The organism is Citrobacter sp. Cpo090, assembly GCF_030332665.1.
GTDB lineage: Bacteria > Pseudomonadota > Gammaproteobacteria > Enterobacterales > Enterobacteriaceae > Citrobacter > Citrobacter portucalensis.
Genome location: NZ_JAOWHK010000025.1, coordinates 1567793 through 1587751 on the forward strand (window position 1 = coordinate 1567793; position 19959 = coordinate 1587751).

Below are 19959 nucleotides of genomic sequence, written 5' to 3' on the forward strand. Positions count from 1 at the left end.
ATCGCTTATTTGTTCATGTCTTTAGCGTTGTACTGGAAGTAACGGCTCAGGATATCCAGTTCGGTTTCACTGATATTGGTGCGAGCGCCCATCCCTTTCGCTACTGAAGGCCAGGCGTTAAGCGTGAAATGATTCGCCGGAATTGGCGCATGACAGCCCGCGCAGTACACATTGTCGAGTTGGCGTGCGTAATCCCACATCGGCTCGCGACTGGCGAGAGCGGAACCGCTCCATTCGCCCTGCAGCACGACATCTCGCCACGCATTGCCGTAATCATCTTTTTTCCAGTCGGAAAGAATCTTCAGCGACTGTTGACCTTTTTCACTCAGACTGGCAAGAATCAAACGCTGCCCTGCTGCGTAGTAAATAACCTGTTCACTTCCTTGCATCTGGCTACCGCGGATCTCGACCAGTCGCGCGTTGTCCGTTGTTTTCAGAACCTGCATTTTTGTTGCCGGGTAAACGGTTCCCAGATCGCCAAGTGCGGTATTACTTACGGCATAAAGTTCAGTTGCCGAGGCCGGAGTGGAGGCTGACTGCGCTTCAAGCCCTTTAAGCGCGCTGTCATCCATTTTTATTTCAGGTGGGAAATGGGCGACGCCTTTATGGCAATCAATGCAGGTTTGCTTTTCCGCGATGCCCATTTTGTGCATCTTCTGGGCATCTGCGCTTTGTGCGGCAAGATCCATCGCGTCCATGCTGTGGCAGCTCCGGCAGGTCGCAGAATCATTAGCCTTGAGCTGCGCCCAGACGGTTTGCGCCATCTCCAGACGGTGTTCTTCAAATTTTTCCGGGGTATCGATTTTTTTGGTTATGAACTGATGGTAAACATCTTTTGAGGCCCGCAGCTTAGCCACCAGATAATCCAGGCCGCCCTCGGGGATATGACAGTCAGCGCACTCTGCGCGAATGCCTTTCTGATTCTGAAAGTGAACCGATCCGGTATATTCCTCGTAGGGCGCCTGCATCGTATGGCACGACAAACAAAATTCGGTGCTCGAGGTTTTGTGTAATGTCCATTGTCCTGCCAACACAATAATGGCCCCAAGCGCAATGCATAGCAGCATCGACCAGAGGATGGTTTTATTTATTTTTCTCATCTTTTATTCCCACAAGACGAATACCCTTTTAGAGGTAGACAATAAATATACTAAAGCAGCTACTTATTGATATTCATCAAGCGAAGATAGAAATTAGAATCAACCAACGGGTAAGTTTGAAGGGGCTCGCATAATTAGTGAGAACGAAATGCAAATATCAAATTTCGTTTAAAATTAGAGTTTTATCCCGCATATAAAGTTTGATTATCCATCAATAATAAAAACTTCAGAATAAAAATTTAATAAACGCTAAAAGCCGCTGAAATTAATCCCGTGGCAGCACTCGTTATATAATAAAATATACAATGAAAACATATGAAAAAGAACCTTTTTCTATTTTGTGATTACACGTATTAATGAAGATACCTGTCTTACAGTTTTCCACACATATACATATACGGCCAGACATGCGACACACACATTTCATTGACGCGCATTTATGCACGTAACCTTGATCTGGTCACTTATTATACAAAGACAACTTTCGCTACACTCAGGGTAGAGGTAAACAAACAGGAGGTAGTGAATATGTATCGCTCAATTCTGGTGCCCATTGATATCTCTGAAACCGATTTAACCCGTCATGTTGTTCCGCAGGTCCAGGCGCATGCCAAAACCGCGAAGGTTCACTTTTTAGCCGTTATTCCTACCGTTCCGTTCTATGCCTCGCTGGGGCTGGCCTACTCTACCGAATTCCCGGACAGAAGTGGTCTGCAGGCCAAAGCCAGCGAAAAACTCGAAGAGATTATTAAACAGTTCAATATTCCTGCCGGCAGGAGTCAGACCCACGTCGTTTACGGCCCACCAAAAGATCAGATCCTCAAGGTGGCGGAGGCGGTTGACGCCGAGCTTATTGTCATTGCCTCACATAAGCCGGGGTTTAGCACTTATCTACTGGGTTCAACGGCGGCAGCCGTAGTCCGCCACGCGAAATGCCCGGTGCTGGTTGTGCGGTGATAGGGTTAAAACGGGGGCGAATGTGCTCCCGTTTTTTTGTGGCTCAGGCCATCCCTTCGTTCTGAGTATCCAGTCTTACCAACGCCAGCAACAGCTGGCTCAATGCACCGTAAAAACCAAAGTCATCATACCGGCGGCATTGGGTGGTAAACTCCGGTAACCAGCGTAACAGCCCAGCCAGCGTTTCTCTGCGCAACGCATCAATACGCTGACGGCTAACCTCTGGCTCTCCAAGAGAAAAATGCAGATGGCTCAGCAGTTCGATAAAAATCGCCAGATGATCGGCTGACTCGCTAAACGTATCGCTTACCTGCATGCCCGCATCAGATAACAGTTGTTTAATGACCCCGTAGTTTGGTCCTTCTTCAAGATGAGCCGATGCGTAGGGTAACGCTGCGTGTTTATCCGACATCAGGAACAGGCTGCAAAAATCAGCAGCCAGTTCCAGGGTGGCATCCTCACGCACCTTAAGCGCGGCAATTTTCGCTTCCAACTGAAGGACCTGCGCCTCAAGCAGCGGCTCGCCTTTGAGTACGGTGAACCACTCAGCCATTTCGCTGGACTGCAATTGCGCTAATCCCTCACCGTCACGCTCCCGGGAAAACATTTGCGCCAACCATGCATAAACACAGGCCATCTGTTCTGTCGTCAGGGAGATGTGTTTCATCATGACTTCACCTGCTCAGCCGGGACATATTCACACTGCGCCACCATTTTTATCGGGCCACTGAACGCCGTCACGTTATCCACCTTACTGGTATATTTCTCAATTTCCACCAGCGTAGTATGGGCGCTGGTCGCCTGCGCCAGCTGAGACGTGCCGATATCTATGGTTAACACGTTCGGATTGCCGTATTTACACAGCGCTCCGATTTCTCCACCGTTATCAGGATCGTACCAGGCACCTTCATGGATACGCGCCACGCCCGGCGAGTAGAGATCGGAAACAACCGCTCCGGCCAGCACTTGTCCACGGGCGTTAAATACACGAACTATATCGCCGTTGCGGATCCCCCTGGCGCTGGCATCCTGCGGGTTAATAAACACCGGCTCTTTGCCACCAACCGCGTAATGCTTACGCAGCGCTTCGGACTCGCAGAGCTGTGAATGCAGACGGAAATCCGGGTGGACGGATTGCAGATGCAGCGGCCAACGTTGCGACCCAGGCCCACCGTGTGAACGTTCGATTTTCTCAAACCACATCGGATGCCCCTGGCAATCGTCATATTGCATATCGGCAATAGTTTTCGAATATATCTCGATCAAACCGCTCGGCGTCCCCAGCGGTTCAAGGTCGGGATCTTCGCGGAAGGCCTGATGGCGTACAAACATCTGCGGATGATCAAATTCAACGTACTCTTGCTGATCCCAGAAAACGTCGAAGGCCGGAAGATGAACACCGCGTCCCTTCCCTTGCTGACTTCCTTCCTGCCAGATGCGCTTCAACCAGCCCATCTCATCCAGCCCTTCAGTGAACGCTTCTTCACGGTTAAAGCGGCGGCAAAGGTCACGGAAAATATCGAAATCATTACGCGCTTCAAACTGCGGCTGCACCAACTGCTTCATGGCGATAATTCCGCGGTTGGAGTGGTTGCCATATTGGTCGAGATCGTTACGTTCAAACTGGGTCGTCGCCGGCAATACGATATCAGCGAACCGACAGGTCGATGTCCACTGATTGTCGATGGCGATAACGGTTTCCAGCTTACGCCAGCCCTCAATAATACGGTTGATCTGCTGGTGACGATGGAACGGATTGGTCCCGGCAAAAACGCACATCTTCAACGGCGGCAGCTTGACGGTTTTACCGTTCCAGTTAATGCTCTTGCCCGGCTCCAGAATCGCATCGATAAAACGCGCGATCGGGATGGTACTGCTGTAGCCCTTATAATCGGAGCTGTCATGTACCGGTGGAACGGTGGTGGAACCAGAAAATCCGCTCAGGATAACGCCTTTACGCCCCGGGGTGCCCGCGCCGTTGTAGTGCCAGCCAAAACCAAATCCCCCGCCGGGTAAGCCAATTTGCCCGAGCATTGAGGCCAGCACTACGATCATCCACGCCCACTGTTCCCCATGCTGCATACGCTGCACGCACCAGCCGGCAATAATTTGCGTTCTGCCGCCCGCCATCTGCCGCGCCAGTTCACGAATCGTATCCGCATCAATTCCGCAGATTTTTTCCGCCCACTGGGCATCTTTAGGCTGTCCGTCACTTTCTCCCAGCAGATAAGGCAGAAATTGCTCAAACCCAACGCAGTAGTTATCGAGGAAATGCTTATCGTAGAGCTTCTCTGTATACAGCGTGTGCGCCAGCGCCAGCTGTAGCGGCACATCCGCCTGCGGGTTCACGGCGATATGCTTAACCTTGTCGCGGCCCAGGTAGTCGTGAGTCGAGGTGATGACCGGGTCAACGCTGATGACCGAAATCTCGCCCCGCGCCACTTTATCCTTCAGTTGCTCGTAGTATTCGTAGACATCATGATCCGGGCACCACCAGTTCGCCTGCTGGTTTTTGATGAGGTCAGAACCCCACAACACAATGGTTTTGCTGTTTTCGAGTACCAGTGGCCAGGAGGTCTGCTGTTCATACACCTCCATTGACCCTACCACGCGCGGCAGAATGACCTGAGCGGCACCGGTGGAATAGTCGCCCCCCGTGCTCACGCTGTTGCCATGCAGCGCAATGGCGCGCGCCAGCATCCCGGAAGCATTGTGGAACATCCCGGTCGATTGCCAGCCGCTGGCCGTCAGCAGCGCGCTCGGACCATAGGTCTTCTGAATGCGCTCCAGCTCCTGATAGAAGAAATCCAGCGCTTCATCCCACGAAACGCGCACAAAGCGGTTATCTCCACGTTGCGAGGTATCGCTCTGATGGCGCTTACGCAACCAGTCCACGCGAACCATCGGGTAGCGAATACGCGCTCCACCGTGTACGTGATCCGGAAGTCCGGCGATCATTTTTGACGGGTATTTATCGCGCTCGAACGGCTTGGCCTCAATGAAACGACCGTCAACCACGGTGGCACGAATTGCCCCCCAGTGAGATCCGGTCAGAATTCCCTCTTTGACGCCAATGCCCTGGACTTCTGCAGCGTTGGCGCTACGGGGCGTGAGCAAAGAAGGTCCCAACATACCGGCTACGGTCAAGCCGCCCAACTGCAGTAGAAAACGTCGGCGAGATGCCTGAAAGAGATCGTTATTTTTCATTGCTTTCTCCCTTATCGCCATGCGGCTTATCCGTAGTGTCAGAGGCATTCATCTGCAAATATTTCAGCAAGGTACGTTCTTCACGCTTATCCAGACTGGTAAATCCAATCATGCCGTTCAACGTGCCAATCCAACCGTTAGCATCAAAGTGTTCTTTCTCTGGCGCGCCGTGGCATTGGTTACAGGTTCCGTTATAGAGCGAGTCGGCATAGGCCCAGATAGGTTTGATGTCGTTGACCATATCGCCCTTCTGCATCCAGGCAGTGGCCTGCAATTTACTCCATGGCGTATTCGTTTCCGCAACGGTGGTTTGCTCCAGCGTCTTCACGTGCTGCTGGATGTCGCCACGAATGGAGGCCACAAAAATGCGCTTGCCCGGCAGTTGCGCCAACACGCGCTGACGCCCATTGCTCTCAGTCCAACCCACAATTTCAATTTGCAGCCAGTCACCGTCACGCTTTAACACTTTCACTTCAGAGGCGGGCAGCAGTGAGCCTGCAGGTTCTTTATCACCTTTGGCGGCATAAATAGGTTTGATGTCCAGAGAGTAGAGCGTCTCGCCATCGTCATTCGCCCTGGCGCGTAACTCATCAAACTGCTTGCGGAAACCGCTGCTCATATCGGGAAGCTGGTGCGCAATACCTTTATGGCAGTCGATACAGGATTGGTTGTCCTTGGCTGCAATCTTCATCTGGCGCGCAGCTTCAGGATGTTGTTTAGCGTGATCCATCGCATCATAGTCATGACAAGAACGACAGGTCGCGGAGTTGTTCTCCTTCATTCGCGCCCATTCTCGTTCCGCCAGCTCAGCGCGTTTGGCTTCGAATTTCTCTGGAGTATCAATAGAGTGGGCAACAAAGGTTTGGTAAATATCGTTGCTGGCCTCCAGCTTACGTTTCACCATGCCTGGAATATCGGATGGAATGTGGCAGTCATGACATTCTGCGCGCACCCCGGAGGCATTCTGAAAATGCGCAGACTGTTTATATTCTTCGTAAACTGGCTGCATACTGTGGCAGCTCACGCAAAACTCGGTTGAGCTGGTTAATTTAATACCAACGTGCGGCAAGACGATCAGCGCAATACCGATCACAATCCCGATAACGACCAGCGCCAACACTGACCAACGTGCGCTCGGTCTGAGCAGCGCCCTCCATAGTTTCCGCATAATAGCCCCTGTATTCTTATGGTTTAGTTACAGAGGATCTTATTTCGCAAATGTGAACAGCAACACTGGTCAGGATGAATGGCTTACTGCACAATGTGAACAGATATGAACAGAAAGAGAACGCCATCAGGATGTCGCATCACATTGTCATTGTTGAAGATGAACCCGTCACCCAGGCGAGGTTGCAGGCATACTTTGAACAGGAGGGTTACCACGTCTCGGTCACCGCCAGCGCTACAGGCCTACGTGAGATCATGTCACAACATCCTGTCGATCTTATTCTGTTGGATATCAACCTCCCGGACGAAAATGGCTTAATGCTGACCCGCGCCCTGCGTGAACGCTCAACGGTGGGGATCATTCTGGTGACAGGCCGTAGCGATCAAATTGACCGGATCGTTGGCCTGGAAATGGGCGCTGATGATTATGTCACCAAGCCGCTGGAGCTACGTGAACTGGTGGTTCGGGTTAAAAATTTGCTCTGGCGTATCGATCTTGCCCGCCAGGCACAGCCGGAGACCAAAGATAACTGCTATCAGTTTGCCGGATACTGTCTGAATGTCTCCCGGCATACCCTGGAGCTGGGCGATGAGACGATCAAACTCACCCGCGCCGAGTATGAAATGCTGGTCGCCTTTGTCACCAATCCGGGGGAAATTCTCAGCCGCGAACGTTTACTGCGTATGCTTTCGGCACGACGGGTAGACAATCCAGACTTACGCACCGTGGATGTATTGATCCGCCGTTTGCGCCACAAGCTGCGGGCCGATTTGCTGGTTACACAGCACGGCGAAGGTTATTTCTTAGCGGCCGACGTGTACTGATACAAATAAACCGGACGGAACCCACCAGGAGACAGCGAGCGCTGAACATGCTGGCTGTCGACATTTTTCGGGGTGAGCACCAGAATCGGCGGACTGATATTTTCCGGAACCGGTTGCCCTTGTAACACCCTGATCGCCTGTTGAATCGCCAGTTCACCTTGCCAGACCATCTGATCGCTGGCAGCCATAATGATTCTTTCGCGTTTAAGTCCGCGATATACCTGATGCGACAGGTAAAATGAGACCACGGTGAGCGGCGTCCCCTGATTCCGCGTCTCTCCCATCGCCGCTTCCGCAGCAATTGCCGTACCGGCAACCACATCGACATCCGGGTGACGCTCAAGCATCTCCTGCAACAGGTTGCGCTGAACTTCAATATCATTATCCCCCAACGCCACATCCACGATGTGCACCTGGCTACCGGCAATCGCCTGACGGAATCCTGCCACCATTTCGCGACTGCCTCCGGCGTCATCAGGTCCTGGCAATAGCAGAACCTTTAACGGTTTGCCGCCGCTCCACTTGACCAGATAGCGTCCTGGCTGATACCCCATCTGGAACCACGGAACGCCGACCCGTGCTTTCACCGTCGGATCGTGTATCGCATTCACTACCTCAATGACCGGCAACGCGCCCACCTGCACGGAAAGATCCGGGAAGGTCGTCGTGCTGCTTCCCAGCAATATGGCATCCGCTCCCCATTGCTGACACTGGGCGATTTGTGTTTTTTGCGTGGAGAACTGACGATACCCTCCCGCCTCTAACACCTTCAGGCTTACTCCATATTTCCTCGCCGCCTCAAGCATGCCGTAATTAACGGAAAGCCAATAGGAGTCTTTCAGGCTGGGATACAGCGCGCACAGTTTCCAGACTTTGTTTGCAGTAACGTCCGTTTGCCGTTCCGGGACTGCCTGCTGCGTATCCTGCCAGCGCAGCAATGCGGACCCGGTCGCGTGACCCAGGCCGGGAATAAGCGTTATAAGCAGGAAAAGCAATACGCGCATGATAGCCTCAACATTGATAAGGCTTTATCCTAGTTGCTTTCCTCTTTTGGACTCAACCTTTTTAATCTGTGGCGACCAGACAGTGAATTTATCTCTGACCAAACGACTGTGGATAGGCTTTGCCCTGATGGCGGCACTGACTCTTATCAGTACGCTGACAGGCTGGTATAACCTGCGTTTTGTCAGCCAGGTTGAGCAGGCCAATACCCAGGCGCTAATTCCAACTATGGATATGGCGCGCCAGCTCAGCGAGGCCAGTGCCTGGGAACTGTTTTCCGCACAAAATCTGACCACCGCAGACAATGAAAACATGTGGCTGGCTCAGGGGAGAATGCTAACCGCCCAGAGCCTGAAAATAACCACATTACTCAAAACCCTTCGTGAACAGGGCTTTGATACTTCTGCCATTGAACAGCAGGAGAAAGAAATCGCCCGGTCGTTAAGCCATCAGGGGGAGATGGTTGGCGAACGCCTGAAATTACGCATTCAACAGCAACAACTCAGCCAGCAAATTATTGAGGCCACCGCTGACGTTGCCGAAATGGCACGCGGTCAGGCCAGTAATGCCGCCACGTCGGCGGGTGCGACACAGGCCAGCATTTACGATTTGATTGAGAGCCATCAGGGGCAGGCCGCTGAACGCGCGCTGGACAGGCTCATCGATATCGATCTGGAATATTATAACCAGATGAATGAACTGCGCCTGAGTGCGCTACGCGTGCAGCAAATGGTCATGAACCTGGGGAATAACCAGGCGCAGAATAACCTCGCGGCGCTGGAAAGCCAGCTAAATGCCGCCGTCAGAGTACTTCACCGCCGACAAATACGTATCGAAGATCCGGTGGTGTGCACTCAGGTTGCCGACGCCGTGAGTACGATTAGCCGTTATGTTGATCTGCTGGCCCTGTATCGCCAGGATAATGACATCACCACCCAATTGCAGATCTTATCGCAGAATAATATCGAGCAATTTACCCGTTTCAGTAGCGAAGTCAGCCAGTTGGTAGAAATCATCGGCCAACGCAATCAAAGCGGACTGGCGTATCTCAAACAGGCCAGCCAGCGCGGGCAACACTTGCTGCTGCTGTTAGGTGGCGTGTCCTTATGTTTGCTGATTCTTATACTTTGGCGTGTGGTTTATCGCTCAGTCACACGCCCACTGGCACAGCAAACCCAGGCGTTACAGCGTCTGCTTGAGGGAGATATTGACTCCCCATTCCCGGAAACCGCAGGCGTTCGTGAACTGGATACCATCGGGCGATTGATGGATGCCTTTCGCGGCAGCGTTCACGCCCTCAATAGCCATCGAGAACATCTGGCCGCCCAGGTTAAAGCTCGCACCGCCGAGCTGCGCTCTATGGTATCTGAACACCGACAGGCCCGTGCAGAAGCCGAAAAAGCTAACCAGGCAAAATCGGCTTTTCTTGCCGCCATGAGCCATGAAATACGCACCCCGCTGTATGGTATCCTCGGCACTGCGCAGTTGCTCTCAGACAATCCCGCCCTGGCACAGCATCAGGAAAATCTACGCGCCATCACCGACTCGGGTGAGTCTTTGCTGACCATCCTCAACGATATCCTCGACTATTCCGCTATCGAAGCCGGTGGAAAAAATGTGGCGATAGGCGATGAGCCTTTTGAACCCAAACCCTTGCTGGAAAGTACGCTTCAACTCATGAACAGCCGCGTTGCCGGTCGCCCGGTTGTGCTGGTTGCGGATTTTGCTGATGACGTTCCCGCTTCCCTACGTGGCGATCCGCGCCGCATCCGGCAAATCATTACTAATTTATTAAACAACGCACTACGCTTTACCGATCGGGGACACATCATCCTGCGTAGCCGATGTGAGGGCAAAAACTGGTACATCGAAGTTGAAGATACGGGATGTGGAATTGACCCTGCCCGCCAGCACGATATTTTTCAGCCGTTTGTTCAGGTAAGCGGTAAACGAGGTGGAACCGGACTCGGACTAACCATCAGTGCCAGTCTCGCCCAGGCAATGCAGGGAGAGCTGAGCGTCACCAGCACACCTGGCGTCGGGAGTTGTTTCCAGCTGCGTCTGCCATTGCGGGCAACCACGATGCCCATCATTAAACCCGCACAACGTTCCATATCGTTACAGGGCTTACGCTTATTGCTTATCGAGGATAATCCTCTTACACAACGTATCAGTGCTGAAATGCTCACCCTCAATGGCGCACAGGTTACCGCTGCCGGCAGTGCCGCTGAGGCGTTACGCCTGCTGCGGGAAGATGCCAGCTTTCATGCTGCTCTGGTTGATTTCGATCTTCCTGATATCGACGGGATCACGCTGGCGCAGCAGTTAGCCCACGACTATCCGGCACTTAGCCTGATCGGCTTTAGCGCACACGTCATCGATGAAACGCTAAGCCAAAGAACCAGCACCCTGTTCCTCGGCATTATTCAAAAACCGGTTCCTCAGGACGAACTCAGTCGACTTATTACGCATTATCTACACGGTAGTGCGCCTCTCCCGCTTGCATCAGAAAATGACAACAAACGGTTAGATTTTCAGCAATTGACTGGAGATATCCAGGTCATGGGATGGCAAAAGGTGTACGAATGGTTAGCGCTCTTTAAGCAACACGCCCTTCCTTTATTAGATGAAATTGAGGCAGCGCGCGATTTAAATGAGCACGAGCAGATAAAACGTCTGGCACATCAGCTCAAAAGCAGCTGCGCCAGCATGGGTATGCGCTCAGCCAGCACGATGTGTGCAGCACTTGAACAGCAGCCGTTGGCTGATTTTTCACTCAGAGAGGAAGTCCAACAAAGTCTTTATGAGGTAGAACGTTGGCTGGAAGCAGAAAAACCGTCCCGCGCGTAACGGTACGTTGAAGCTGAACATAGAGACTGACTTTGAATGGTACGCCCTGTAGGATTCGAACCTACGACCTACGGCTTAGAAGGCCGTTGCTCTATCCAACTGAGCTAAGGGCGCATTGCGAAGTGATTACTTCATGCAGATGAAACGCGTGAATTATACGGTCAGCGTCTGCTGAGTCAATGCCTTTTGTTTCAGTTGCTGGCGAAGTGAACGAATGTTGATTTTTTCTGCTTGTTCAAAGGTATCCAGGAAATCGCCTGGTAACAACTCAGCCCACGAAACGCCAGATTTAGGGATACATGTATTTAGAATATTTATGATTTTGCTTAACATTCCCTTACCCCTCCAGCGGTTCAGGAACTCTTTAATGTTAAGTATCGCCATCAAGGAAGAAAACAGTCACTTCGAACATGGACTGAAAATTATCATCTCCCATTTGGCAAATCAGTGGCATCAGGAGATTTGCTTTTTGCCAGTCGAGGATATCGATCGCGCTGACATCGCATTTATTTCCCTGGATGAAGATTGGCTCAGCGCCGATTGCTATCAGATTCCGGTCCATACCCGCCGCCAACACCGGGTTGTCATCTGCAACAGAAACGATAAAGATAAGCTGATGTTCCGGCCCTGCCTGTACATGTTACCGCTGATCTATCGGGAAGATGACGTTGAGGAAATGACTAAAAAATTAGTCCTCATCCTGCAAAAACGTGCGCTGCGCAACAACGTGCCCGCAACTATCTGCCATTACTGTACCACCCGCAATTTTTCCATCGCAGAACGCCAGTTCTTAATGTTTCTCGCCAGCGGCTATACCTTAGCCGAAACGGCTCACTTGCTCTCGGTAAGCGAAATTCAGGCCAAAGCCACCCGCCGCAGCATTATGAAAAAGCTGCATGTGAAAAACGATCAGCAATTCTTAAGATACATCCGGGCACATCTGAACTTTCTACAAAATTAGGTGGCATCTCTCTGCCTGATTTTTTATTGCGAAAAATCTCATCACCAATTAAGTATCGGCACCTACTGTACCTATCTTCATGCTGCCAGAATAATCCTGGCTTATTATTTCCGGGGTAACAAAAAGACACACCCGGTAATATTTTATCTAATCCCATAGAGAGGTTGAACTGGATAAAACGACTTTTTTGGCATTGAGTAAGACATCAGAAAACTTCCGGCAGATTATTCTGATGGGATACGCAATTGCCAGTCTGATGATTGCTGAAGCATTGAAACCCAACGGCACAAGGAAACTCGCCTTTACGCTGGAGAAAATTTGGGTCAGGGATGTTTATAGCCAGCAATTTATCCAGACCTGCCGCAACAGAAATGGAATGGAAAAGGATGCACAGCGCAAAACGCCGGGACCGACATCGCCGTATACGAAACACTAACTGTACCTGGCAATATCCTCACTATACATCACAGGTATTTGACCAACTTGAGTATCTGACGCAAAAACTCGAATACACATTACCGAGTGACACTATATCTCAGGCGATTATTACGACAGATAACTATCTTGCCTATGCGCTGGGTCGACATTTATTTTCAGGTGCACATACCGCGATCTTCCAGACCATTGAATCGGTCAAAGTCAGCCTGCGAGAGTCGGTAATTAGTCAGTTAGTGGTTGATATGGAAGGTTTAACAATCTCTTATTTTGATGTTCTGGAGTATTTGCGTCAACTAATTAAACCGCGGAATAACATCCAAATCTTCATATTACTTTCCCGCCATGATGAAGACCTAATCCCTTTTATTTCTTTGTCCGGTCCATTTTATATCTTGTCACGTAGCCTGCACCTTCCGGAGATGCGCCGCGCTTTATTATCGCCAGTCCTTAACTATATTCACACCAGGCACATAAACCAGCTCGATTGGGAGATGGTGGAATTACTTTTACAAGGTAACTCCTTAAAAGAGATTGCTTCGTTACAAGCTCGACCCTACCACCGTATCATCTATCGCCTGAACCAGCTGATTGCCCGTCTGGGGTTAGCAAAACGGCAGCATTTTTTGCATCTGATACATCGCCTCAGTGTTACCACTGCTCATTTAATTTAACACCCTAACCCTATGTGTCATAAGATTTTTTAGGAAATTACTTATTTTCACATGAGACAAAAGATCCAAATTTCACAACTATTTAATATTTACAACTATTCCTGGTATTATGTCAACTTCCACCATCCCAGTAAACCATACTGATTCTGCGCATATCAACACAAATAGCCTCATTCCCACCTTAACAAATCCTAAACAATTAGTTTATTGTATTGTTTTTACCATTTAAAAATTTTTTTCAGTCTGCCATAATTCAAACAGCAGTAAAATAATGCCAATAGTCATTAACACATCTGGATCTTTTAGAACATCCTAACTGACATTAACAACCTGAATGTTGTAAGCCTTTTCCGAAAGAACAGAGCAGGTATAATCCCCATAGTTTTCTGATTAATTGTTAGTTTTCCCAGTGTGAAATGGATTTTCCACAAATTCATTGTTCTGTAGAAGAGCAACCGAATAAACAAGGATGAAATAATATTTATTCGACTCTCCCTCAGAACAACCCTTGGCTATTTGACAATATTATAACGCCTGATGTTTTATAAAATTATCAAGATACGCATACAGTTTGAGGCATACAACAATGAAACCAGCATCCGTTATCATTATGGACGAACACCCTATTGTCAGAATGTCGATAGAAGTACTACTTGAAAAGAACAGTAATATCCAGGTTGTGTTGAAGACCGATGACAGCCGCACGGCAATAGAGCACCTGCGCACTTACCCTGTCGACCTTGTCATTCTGGATATTGAACTACCTGGTTCAGATGGATTTACATTACTCAAGAGAATAAAGTCCCTGCAGGAGAAAACTCGGGTACTGTTTCTCTCCTCCAAATCGGAGTCTTTTTATGCCGGGCGTGCTATCCGGGCCGGTGCAAATGGTTTTGTCAGTAAACGAAAGGATTTGAATGATATCTACAATGCGGTAAAAATGATTTTATCGGGCTATTCTTTTTTCCCTTCAGACACCCTTAACTTCATTAACAATATAAATATGAAAAAAGGTGTATTGAATGACATGCCGCTCTCTAACCGCGAAGTTACGGTTTTGCGTTATCTGGCAAATGGGCTCTCTAATAAGGAAATTGCTGAGCAGCTGTTACTCAGCAATAAAACGATTAGTGCTCACAAGGCTAATATCTACGCCAAACTCGGCTTGCACACTATCGTTGAGCTGATCGATTACGCAAAAATGCATGAATTAATGTAATAGCACTCCCGACGAGGTTTCGTTCGGGAGCGTTTTATCCGCGCATTGATTAGTTATAGTTAATCATAAATGTGGCATCGGCCCTGGCGAGGCCAGGCTGAACCCCGTCTGCTAACGCGATATAGTTGGCGAAAAAGGTCAGCGTGGCATTGCCGCTTTCATCAATCCCTACGGTTTGGCTGGCCTGCTCGAGCGGTAATCGCGTACGGTCGCTGTCATGCAGTTCGATCGCCACCTTTTGCGCCATCACCACATCGTCGAGCGCCAGCAACGTCGTGCCGGGGGCCGGAGTACCAGAAAACGTTATCGATGCGGAGCCCGGCGGGCAGCCTTCCAGCTTCAGCGTAAACGCGACTGGTTGGGTAGTATCCCCGCTGGTCTGTAACTGTTTTGTCGGCCAGGTGCCCAATTCAACCGACTTATTGCTGTCACTGGCAATCACCGCACAGGTAAAGTCCACCACGTTTCCGCGCAGTTCAATATTGATTTCACCCAGCGACGAGGACGCATGGCACAACGAGCTGAATGTCAGTATGGGCAGCATCACCAGAAGTGCCCATACAGTTGGCGTTTGCTTGTTAGTCATAATCTACTCGCAGATAGCCACGGGCAGTAAAAGGCCCTTCGGTAGGTTTATTCCCCGTCACGCTGACCGGCCATGACCGAATACCCACGCTTGCAGCGGCGTTATCATCCAATTGAAACGGGATAGTGCTGGACAGATTATTGGGCGTCAGCGGTCTACCGGTTTTGTCGGCGACAATAAATCCTAAGTCAGGATTGTCCGATACCATCATTTGCCCGCTGGCTTTCTCGGCCTCTACGCGCATGGTTAAGTAAGCCTGTGCGGCGACGTTGGTGCATTTTATCGCCACCGTTTTGGTCTGCGGATTAATGCCTTCGGGCCGGTTTCCTGCCCCCGCCTTGCTAAATAACGATGCGCCAATATCGCCAAAATCAAACTCGACAATCTGCCCGGCATTCACCTCGCAGTTTTGTGGAACCTCCACCTTGCCGCTGTAACTGATGGTGTAAACCGGTGTGCTTAACGCATCTCCGGTACTGGTGGTAACGTAGACTCTGAACATCGTCTGCCGAGGGATCGGCACCATGTTAATAAACGAGCGGATCACTTTGAGTTTAAACACCAGGTTTGAATCCTGTACGCCAAAAGGCTTCTGCTGCGAAACGTTCGAGTCAACGCCCATACGGATATAATTGCGCGGAGGATAAAACAACCCGGCGTAGCTGTCGGTGATGCTCATGGCTCCCAGCAGGTAGTCATTGAGTTTCAGGTACTGAAAACCATTTTCTGTACTTTGCACAGGGAGTTCCGTAACGTAGCTTCGATAGGTGTAATTCACCGTCGTCCCGGCCGGACAGGTAGCATTAACGCCAATCCATCCCGATTTTTCCGGTAACGTCACCACCTGTCCTGGCCGGTTGTTGCTGCTGTTAAAGACGTTAGACAGATCGTAAAAAACATCCGTTGGTGTACCATTCGAGTTTTGGCAGACCGTCGCCCAGGACGAATGGGCCATCAGCAGTAAAGCGCATCCCAGTAACAAACCCGTTTGTCGTTTCATCGTATTATTCCTGTCGTGCCGTTGGAGATTCGCACGTCACATTCGTGAGCGTCACCGCCTGTTTCAGACTCTCCTCAGGCAAGGCATAGTGCGCCACGCAGCGAGCGTTAGCGCTTTCCCCCCATTGGATCAGTAATTCGCCTTTTAGCGGCAAGCCGCTCAGGTAGATTTGCCCGTCTTCGCCCACCATACTGGTCACGCCGCTGTTGTTTTCACGCACAACGGAGCCAAATGGCACAGGTTTACCTGCATATTTCGCGGTTATCAGCGCCCGCACACCGATACGCGTATCAAACGCCGCTCGCACCAATGCCCCTTGCGTTGGCACGACGCTGCTAACGTTATTTTCCACATCGGTATTGTTGTTCATTGAATTGGTATCTAACGCGACGCGGTTATAGCGATAAACGGTGGCATACGGCATCACCGCATATCCACGCCAGTCGGTTTGCACGCCGGTCTGGTTTTCTATCCGCACGCCCTGCGCGCCAGGCGCTTTAACCAGCACGTTGGTGTCCCCCAGCGGCTGACTGAGCGTAATACCGTCCGCATGCCCCACCACGCCGCCGGAGAGCTGCCAGTTGTAGTCATGCTGATCGCGATCGTAGTTGTATCCCACGCCCAGCGTGCCATAAGCCGCCTGCCAGTTGGCGCTGGCGTTTCCGCTGTAGCCGTTGGTGCTGCTGTGGCCCTGATTCACGCTGTAGCTCAGGTTGCGCCCATCCAGTAACGTGCCGCCGATCCCGCTCTGCCAGCTGTTTTGTCCGTTGCTGTTGCGGTTGGCATTAAAGGTGGCATAGGTGCGATCGAGCGCGTTATCACGCGAGTAGCGCCGTCCGCTCAGCAGGCTGAACGGCACTGACATATTGAATGCCAGAATACGGTCGGTGTCGGAGATGCCTACCGATTCATTCCACGACCAGGAGAGTGAATAGCTAATCCCCTGCCAGCCGCTGGCATAGCCCACCTGATACCAGGTATTGGTGTCTGAGGTGTTCCAGTACGTTTGCTGACTGCCCGAGACATACAGCGATCCGTAGTCTCCCAGATTCTGCGAAATGTTAATCTGGAAGCGGCCCTTTTTGCTGTAACTCAGATTGTGATAACTCTTCACATCGGGCACGTCGTGGCGATTGCCTTCACTGTCGTATTCATACTCATAGCCTTCCATGCTGCGATACGCGACATCGTCGAGGGTATAGAAGCCGCGCGTTGAGTAGCGATATCCCAACAGCTGGAAGTTAGTGCCAAAGTTGTTCAGCGATTTTGCATACAGAAAACGCAGAGACTGCCCCTGATGCGTACTGTCATCCGCCAGTTGGCTGCGCGCATGGGTTAAATCCACAGAAACCGCCCCCCAGTCCCCCAGGTTTCGGCCTGTGCCTAAAACTACCGCGGTGTAACGCGAGGCCAGCTGCGTACCACCGTATGCGGTGTAGCCCTCAGGTAACCCGGCAATTAATGTTCCCTGGAAAAAGAACGGTGAAGATTGCTGGCTATTGCCGCTGCGAAAATCCCCGGCAACCACGTCGTATTTGAAACGCCCTTCTCGTTGTAACAGGGGAACCGTGGAGTACGGCACCTTATAACGCTGTTGGCTGCCGTCCTTTTCGTCCACCGTCACCTCAAGGTCACCGCTGGATGACGTCGGGTTGAGATCGGTTATCGAGAAAGCGCCCGGTGAAACATAGCTTTGATAAATCACATAGCCATTCTGACGGATGGTGAGTTTCGCTGCGGTGCGCGCAATACCGCGAACGGTAGGCGCGTAGCCCTGTAAGCTGTCGGGATACATACTGTCTGAGGAATAGAGCCGCGCCCCGCGAAATCCGACGCTGTCAAAAACGTCGTTGCCGGTGTTGCTGTCGCCCATCACCAGTTCACCCTTCAGCGGGATAATCGCGCGCTGAAGCCATGTGCCGATGTTTTTCCAGCTTTGTGAGTGGTATCCGTCACCTTTGGAATAGCTCCATGCGCCGTTATTTCTCAAGCGCCAGGGGCCATAGTTCAGGCCACTGAGCATACTTAAGAAATAGCTGTCAGTGTCACTGCCGCGGCTGCCGGTAAAGCTGTAGTTGACCAGCGCAGCCGGGATCCCTTCATCCCACTCCTCTGGCGGAATATAGCCACGCGCGCTGTTTAACATTGACGCCTGCGGCAGGCTGACGTTTAAGCGCAGGGTAGAAAAATCAAATGCAATCTCGCTGCCTGGAATCGCCTCAGGTAGATTGATACAGGTATCGTTCGGCTCCTTACTGAGTGCCGGAAACGCGGCAATATTAACGCCAAGGCGCTTCACCCAGTCGAGTCCAAAACACGGCATCAGCCCACCGGACTTCTCCCCGGCTTTTCCCGCGCTGGTCGTAAAACGTATATCCTGAGTGGCAACAAACTCATCGTTGCGCCAGATATCCACACGATAAACGCCTTCAGGCTGATGATTACCTTTTTCAAAACGTGATAAATCTGCCACGGTTGCCGTATCCGCAGATAAAAAGGCCGGATTAAAATAGCTTTCCCCATGGCTTAAAGAGGGAAAGAGCGCCGCCAGCGTGGACAACGCCACCCCCGCCAGCGGTGGCGTAACCCCCGGTAACAGGCCAAGAAAATACGTTGTCTTATTCATCGTTATCTCAACGCACGCTAACCGTTTTGGCCGGGGTCACGGCACCATAATCATTGACCGTCTGGAACGTGACGTTGCCCTGAACGCCCGTTGGTAGCAGGACCTGCGCATCACTTTTCGGTGCAACCATCGCGTTGTCGATCTTCGAGTCCCCCACGTTGAGATTGACCAGGGTGACGTAATACGCTGACGGATTATTGATTTTCAGGTGGTTGCCGGTTCGGGAGAATTTCAGCATCCCAGGCGCATCTTCCGGAATTTGCGGCAGATTATTCGGACGGACAAAAAGCTTGATGCGGGACAGAATCGCCAGTTGCAGAACGTTTTTACCCTCGAGGCTGTTTTTATTGACTGACGGAATGGCTTTCACGTTCATCCAGAACAGCGACTCACGATCTTTGGGCAGCGGTTCGCCGGCATAGATGATACGCAGCGTGTTTTCGCTTTTGGGTTCGCTGACAAACAACGGAGGCGTAACCACAAACGATTTTTCTTTAACGCCTGCGCTATTCTCAATCCATGAATTGACCAGGTAACGTTCTTTGGTATCACTATTGCTAATAGACAGTGATGTTTGTTTGGCATCCGCTGGATAAATAACGCGGGTAGCGCCTAATGCAATGCCTCCGGCAGCCTGAACACTGGCAACAGGAAATAAGACCAGTAAAAGGATAAAACCTGATTTTAGATAATTAAACATAGCTACAAATACCTTTGGTGTGATTATCGTTGGGAAATAAATCAGGGATAAACCAACGTAAACCACACGTCTGAACGAAGCGTTCCCGGCGTTATATTTTCCGAGACAGCCCGATAACGAGCAGTGAAATGAAACGTCATCTCTTGCGTTATAATCGGCGCATAATGAAGCGGCAGTGCATTCGGAATAATTTGCCGTTGGCGCTCATCAAATAACGCCAGACCGATCCCCGAAGCCGCAGACGCATCGCCACTGGCAAGAAAAACCTGCGGATCTTCCGCTGGCGTCACACCTGCAAACGCAATCCCAACGTGGTCATAAACATCGGAGCTGCATGAGGTTAAGCGCAGTGAAAACGGCACGCTGGTAGAGGCAAAGCTTCCCGTCCCGGAGAAAGCATTGGTGCGATACTGCCCCATTTGCACCCGCAAATTTTGGCTGTCGGTAGCGACCGTACAGGCACCATTGACGAGCTGCCCCCGTAAGTGAAGGCGGCCACTTTCCAGTATTACCGTATGTGCAAACACAGGCAGTACGCACAGCATTCCCGCCAGCGCCACGCCTTTCCCTATCATCTGCCGCATCCTTCATCATCCCCGGAAATTGCCTCATCCAGTGAGGCGTACTGCATCCTTGCGCAAATCAAAACG

Annotated in this window: 18 protein-coding genes and 1 tRNA gene; 7 read left to right on the plus strand and 12 right to left on the minus strand. The window is 51.0% G+C overall.

The genetic code is table 11. The annotated features are described in order from the left end of the window. Positions 1-5 precede the first annotated feature (5 nt). On the minus strand, positions 6-1100 hold the full coding sequence (locus OGY83_RS10230; protein ID WP_194211104.1) for a NapC/NirT family cytochrome c: 1095 nt from the start codon (positions 1098-1100) through the stop codon (positions 6-8). Between the two features lie 528 nt (positions 1101-1628). Here OGY83_RS10230 and uspF point away from each other — a divergent pair. Next, complete coding sequence (gene uspF, locus OGY83_RS10235; protein ID WP_079938314.1) at positions 1629-2057, plus strand: universal stress protein UspF; 429 nt, start codon at positions 1629-1631, stop codon at positions 2055-2057. Positions 2058-2100: 43 nt separating this feature from the next. Here the strand turns inward: uspF and torD are convergent, their stop codons facing one another. The 3 genes from torD to torC are packed head-to-tail and all read right to left on the minus strand — an operon-like array spanning position 2101 to position 6432. Further along, positions 2101-2727: a molecular chaperone TorD gene (gene torD, locus OGY83_RS10240; protein ID WP_286635808.1), complete on the minus strand. Its 627-nt coding sequence runs from the start codon at positions 2725-2727 to the stop codon at positions 2101-2103. Beyond that, positions 2724-5264 (minus strand): trimethylamine-N-oxide reductase TorA, encoded by a 2541-nt coding sequence (gene torA, locus OGY83_RS10245; RefSeq protein ID WP_286635809.1) that lies wholly within the window; start codon positions 5262-5264, stop codon positions 2724-2726. The genes torD and torA overlap by 4 nt, the downstream gene beginning before the upstream one ends. Next, entirely contained in the window at positions 5254-6432 is a 1179-nt protein-coding gene (gene torC, locus OGY83_RS10250; RefSeq protein WP_286635810.1) for a pentaheme c-type cytochrome TorC, read from the minus strand. The genes torA and torC overlap by 11 nt, the downstream gene beginning before the upstream one ends. 131 nt (positions 6433-6563) lie before the next feature. Between torC and torR the strand changes: the two genes are divergently transcribed. Then, on the plus strand, positions 6564-7256 hold the full coding sequence (gene torR, locus OGY83_RS10255; RefSeq protein WP_003021912.1) for a two-component system response regulator TorR: 693 nt from the start codon (positions 6564-6566) through the stop codon (positions 7254-7256). Here torR and torT read toward each other — a convergent pair. Beyond that, a complete protein-coding gene (gene torT / locus OGY83_RS10260) occupies positions 7229-8260 on the minus strand; it encodes a TMAO reductase system periplasmic protein TorT (RefSeq protein WP_286635812.1) in 1032 nt (343 codons plus the stop codon). The genes torR and torT overlap by 28 nt on opposite strands. Positions 8261-8342: 82 nt before the next feature. On the opposite strand from torT, the gene torS reads away from it, so the two are divergent. After that, a complete protein-coding gene (gene torS / locus OGY83_RS10265; protein WP_286635813.1) occupies positions 8343-11108 on the plus strand; it encodes a TMAO reductase system sensor histidine kinase/response regulator TorS in 2766 nt (921 codons plus the stop codon). A 37-nt stretch (positions 11109-11145) separates the two neighbouring features. Here the strand turns inward: torS and OGY83_RS10270 are convergent. Then, a tRNA-Arg gene (locus OGY83_RS10270) sits at positions 11146-11222 on the minus strand. Positions 11223-11261: 39 nt separating this feature from the next. Continuing rightward, the gene (locus OGY83_RS10275; protein WP_123268416.1) at positions 11262-11441 is read right to left on the minus strand and encodes a hypothetical protein; all 180 of its coding nucleotides are present in this window, start codon (positions 11439-11441) and stop codon (positions 11262-11264) included. A gap of 34 nt (positions 11442-11475) precedes the next feature. Here OGY83_RS10275 and fimW point away from each other — a divergent pair, with 34 nt between their 5' ends. The 4 genes from fimW to fimZ all read left to right on the plus strand — a co-directional run bounded on the left by fimW (position 11476) and on the right by fimZ (position 14397). After that, positions 11476-12069: a fimbria biosynthesis transcriptional regulator FimW gene (fimW, locus tag OGY83_RS10280; RefSeq protein ID WP_123268417.1), complete on the plus strand. Its 594-nt coding sequence runs from the start codon at positions 11476-11478 to the stop codon at positions 12067-12069. Between the two features lie 232 nt (positions 12070-12301). Further along, positions 12302-12505: a hypothetical protein gene (locus OGY83_RS10285; RefSeq protein WP_286635814.1), complete on the plus strand. Its 204-nt coding sequence runs from the start codon at positions 12302-12304 to the stop codon at positions 12503-12505. Further along, on the plus strand, positions 12456-13178 hold the full coding sequence (gene fimY, locus OGY83_RS10290) for a fimbria biosynthesis regulator FimY (RefSeq protein ID WP_286635815.1): 723 nt from the start codon (positions 12456-12458) through the stop codon (positions 13176-13178). The genes OGY83_RS10285 and fimY overlap by 50 nt, the downstream gene beginning before the upstream one ends. A gap of 586 nt (positions 13179-13764) precedes the next feature. Then, on the plus strand, positions 13765-14397 hold the full coding sequence (gene fimZ, locus OGY83_RS10295; RefSeq protein WP_123268419.1) for a fimbria biosynthesis transcriptional regulator FimZ: 633 nt from the start codon (positions 13765-13767) through the stop codon (positions 14395-14397). 49 nt (positions 14398-14446) lie between these two features. On the opposite strand, the gene sfmF is transcribed toward fimZ, so the two are convergent. The 5 genes from sfmF to fimI are packed head-to-tail and all read right to left on the minus strand — an operon-like array spanning position 14447 to position 19884. Further along, positions 14447-14941, minus strand: a complete 495-nt coding sequence (sfmF, locus tag OGY83_RS10300; RefSeq protein WP_191235429.1) for a fimbria assembly protein — start codon at positions 14939-14941, stop codon at positions 14447-14449. Positions 14942-14975: 34 nt separating this feature from the next. Next, positions 14976-15983: a type 1 fimbria D-mannose specific adhesin FimH gene (gene fimH, locus OGY83_RS10305; protein WP_502873089.1), complete on the minus strand. Its 1008-nt coding sequence runs from the start codon at positions 15981-15983 to the stop codon at positions 14976-14978. A gap of 4 nt (positions 15984-15987) precedes the next feature. Next, a complete protein-coding gene (locus tag OGY83_RS10310; protein WP_286635816.1) occupies positions 15988-18609 on the minus strand; it encodes a fimbrial biogenesis usher protein in 2622 nt (873 codons plus the stop codon). A gap of 7 nt (positions 18610-18616) precedes the next feature. Next, the gene (gene fimC, locus OGY83_RS10315) at positions 18617-19309 is read right to left on the minus strand and encodes a type 1 fimbria chaperone FimC (protein WP_286635817.1); all 693 of its coding nucleotides are present in this window, start codon (positions 19307-19309) and stop codon (positions 18617-18619) included. A 41-nt stretch (positions 19310-19350) separates the two neighbouring features. Next, on the minus strand, positions 19351-19884 hold the full coding sequence (gene fimI, locus OGY83_RS10320; protein ID WP_032942585.1) for a type 1 fimbrial protein subunit FimI: 534 nt from the start codon (positions 19882-19884) through the stop codon (positions 19351-19353). Between the last annotated feature and the right edge of the window lie 75 nt (positions 19885-19959).

Excerpts from the sequence above, each read along its gene's own strand:
- torC (WP_286635810.1), bottom strand. The coding sequence starts at position 6,432 with ATGCGGAAACTATGGAGGGCGCTGCTCAGACCGAGCGCACGTTGGTCA.
- fimH (WP_502873089.1), bottom strand. The coding sequence starts at position 15,983 with ATGAAACGACAAACGGGTTTGTTACTGGGATGCGCTTTACTGCTGATG.
- fimW (WP_123268417.1), top strand. The coding sequence starts at position 11,476 with ATGTTAAGTATCGCCATCAAGGAAGAAAACAGTCACTTCGAACATGGA.
- OGY83_RS10230 (WP_194211104.1), bottom strand. The coding sequence starts at position 1,100 with ATGAGAAAAATAAATAAAACCATCCTCTGGTCGATGCTGCTATGCATT.
- torD (WP_286635808.1), bottom strand. The coding sequence starts at position 2,727 with ATGATGAAACACATCTCCCTGACGACAGAACAGATGGCCTGTGTTTAT.
- uspF (WP_079938314.1), top strand. The coding sequence starts at position 1,629 with ATGTATCGCTCAATTCTGGTGCCCATTGATATCTCTGAAACCGATTTA.
- fimY (WP_286635815.1), top strand. The coding sequence starts at position 12,456 with ATGCACAGCGCAAAACGCCGGGACCGACATCGCCGTATACGAAACACT.
- fimC (WP_286635817.1), bottom strand. The coding sequence starts at position 19,309 with ATGTTTAATTATCTAAAATCAGGTTTTATCCTTTTACTGGTCTTATTT.
- OGY83_RS10285 (WP_286635814.1), top strand. The coding sequence starts at position 12,302 with ATGGGATACGCAATTGCCAGTCTGATGATTGCTGAAGCATTGAAACCC.
- sfmF (WP_191235429.1), bottom strand. The coding sequence starts at position 14,941 with ATGCTGCCCATACTGACATTCAGCTCGTTGTGCCATGCGTCCTCGTCG.
- OGY83_RS10310 (WP_286635816.1), bottom strand. The coding sequence starts at position 18,609 with ATGAATAAGACAACGTATTTTCTTGGCCTGTTACCGGGGGTTACGCCA.
- OGY83_RS10275 (WP_123268416.1), bottom strand. The coding sequence starts at position 11,441 with ATGTTAAGCAAAATCATAAATATTCTAAATACATGTATCCCTAAATCT.
- torR (WP_003021912.1), top strand. The coding sequence starts at position 6,564 with ATGTCGCATCACATTGTCATTGTTGAAGATGAACCCGTCACCCAGGCG.
- torT (WP_286635812.1), bottom strand. The coding sequence starts at position 8,260 with ATGCGCGTATTGCTTTTCCTGCTTATAACGCTTATTCCCGGCCTGGGT.
- torA (WP_286635809.1), bottom strand. The coding sequence starts at position 5,264 with ATGAAAAATAACGATCTCTTTCAGGCATCTCGCCGACGTTTTCTACTG.
- fimI (WP_032942585.1), bottom strand. The coding sequence starts at position 19,884 with ATGATAGGGAAAGGCGTGGCGCTGGCGGGAATGCTGTGCGTACTGCCT.
- fimZ (WP_123268419.1), top strand. The coding sequence starts at position 13,765 with ATGAAACCAGCATCCGTTATCATTATGGACGAACACCCTATTGTCAGA.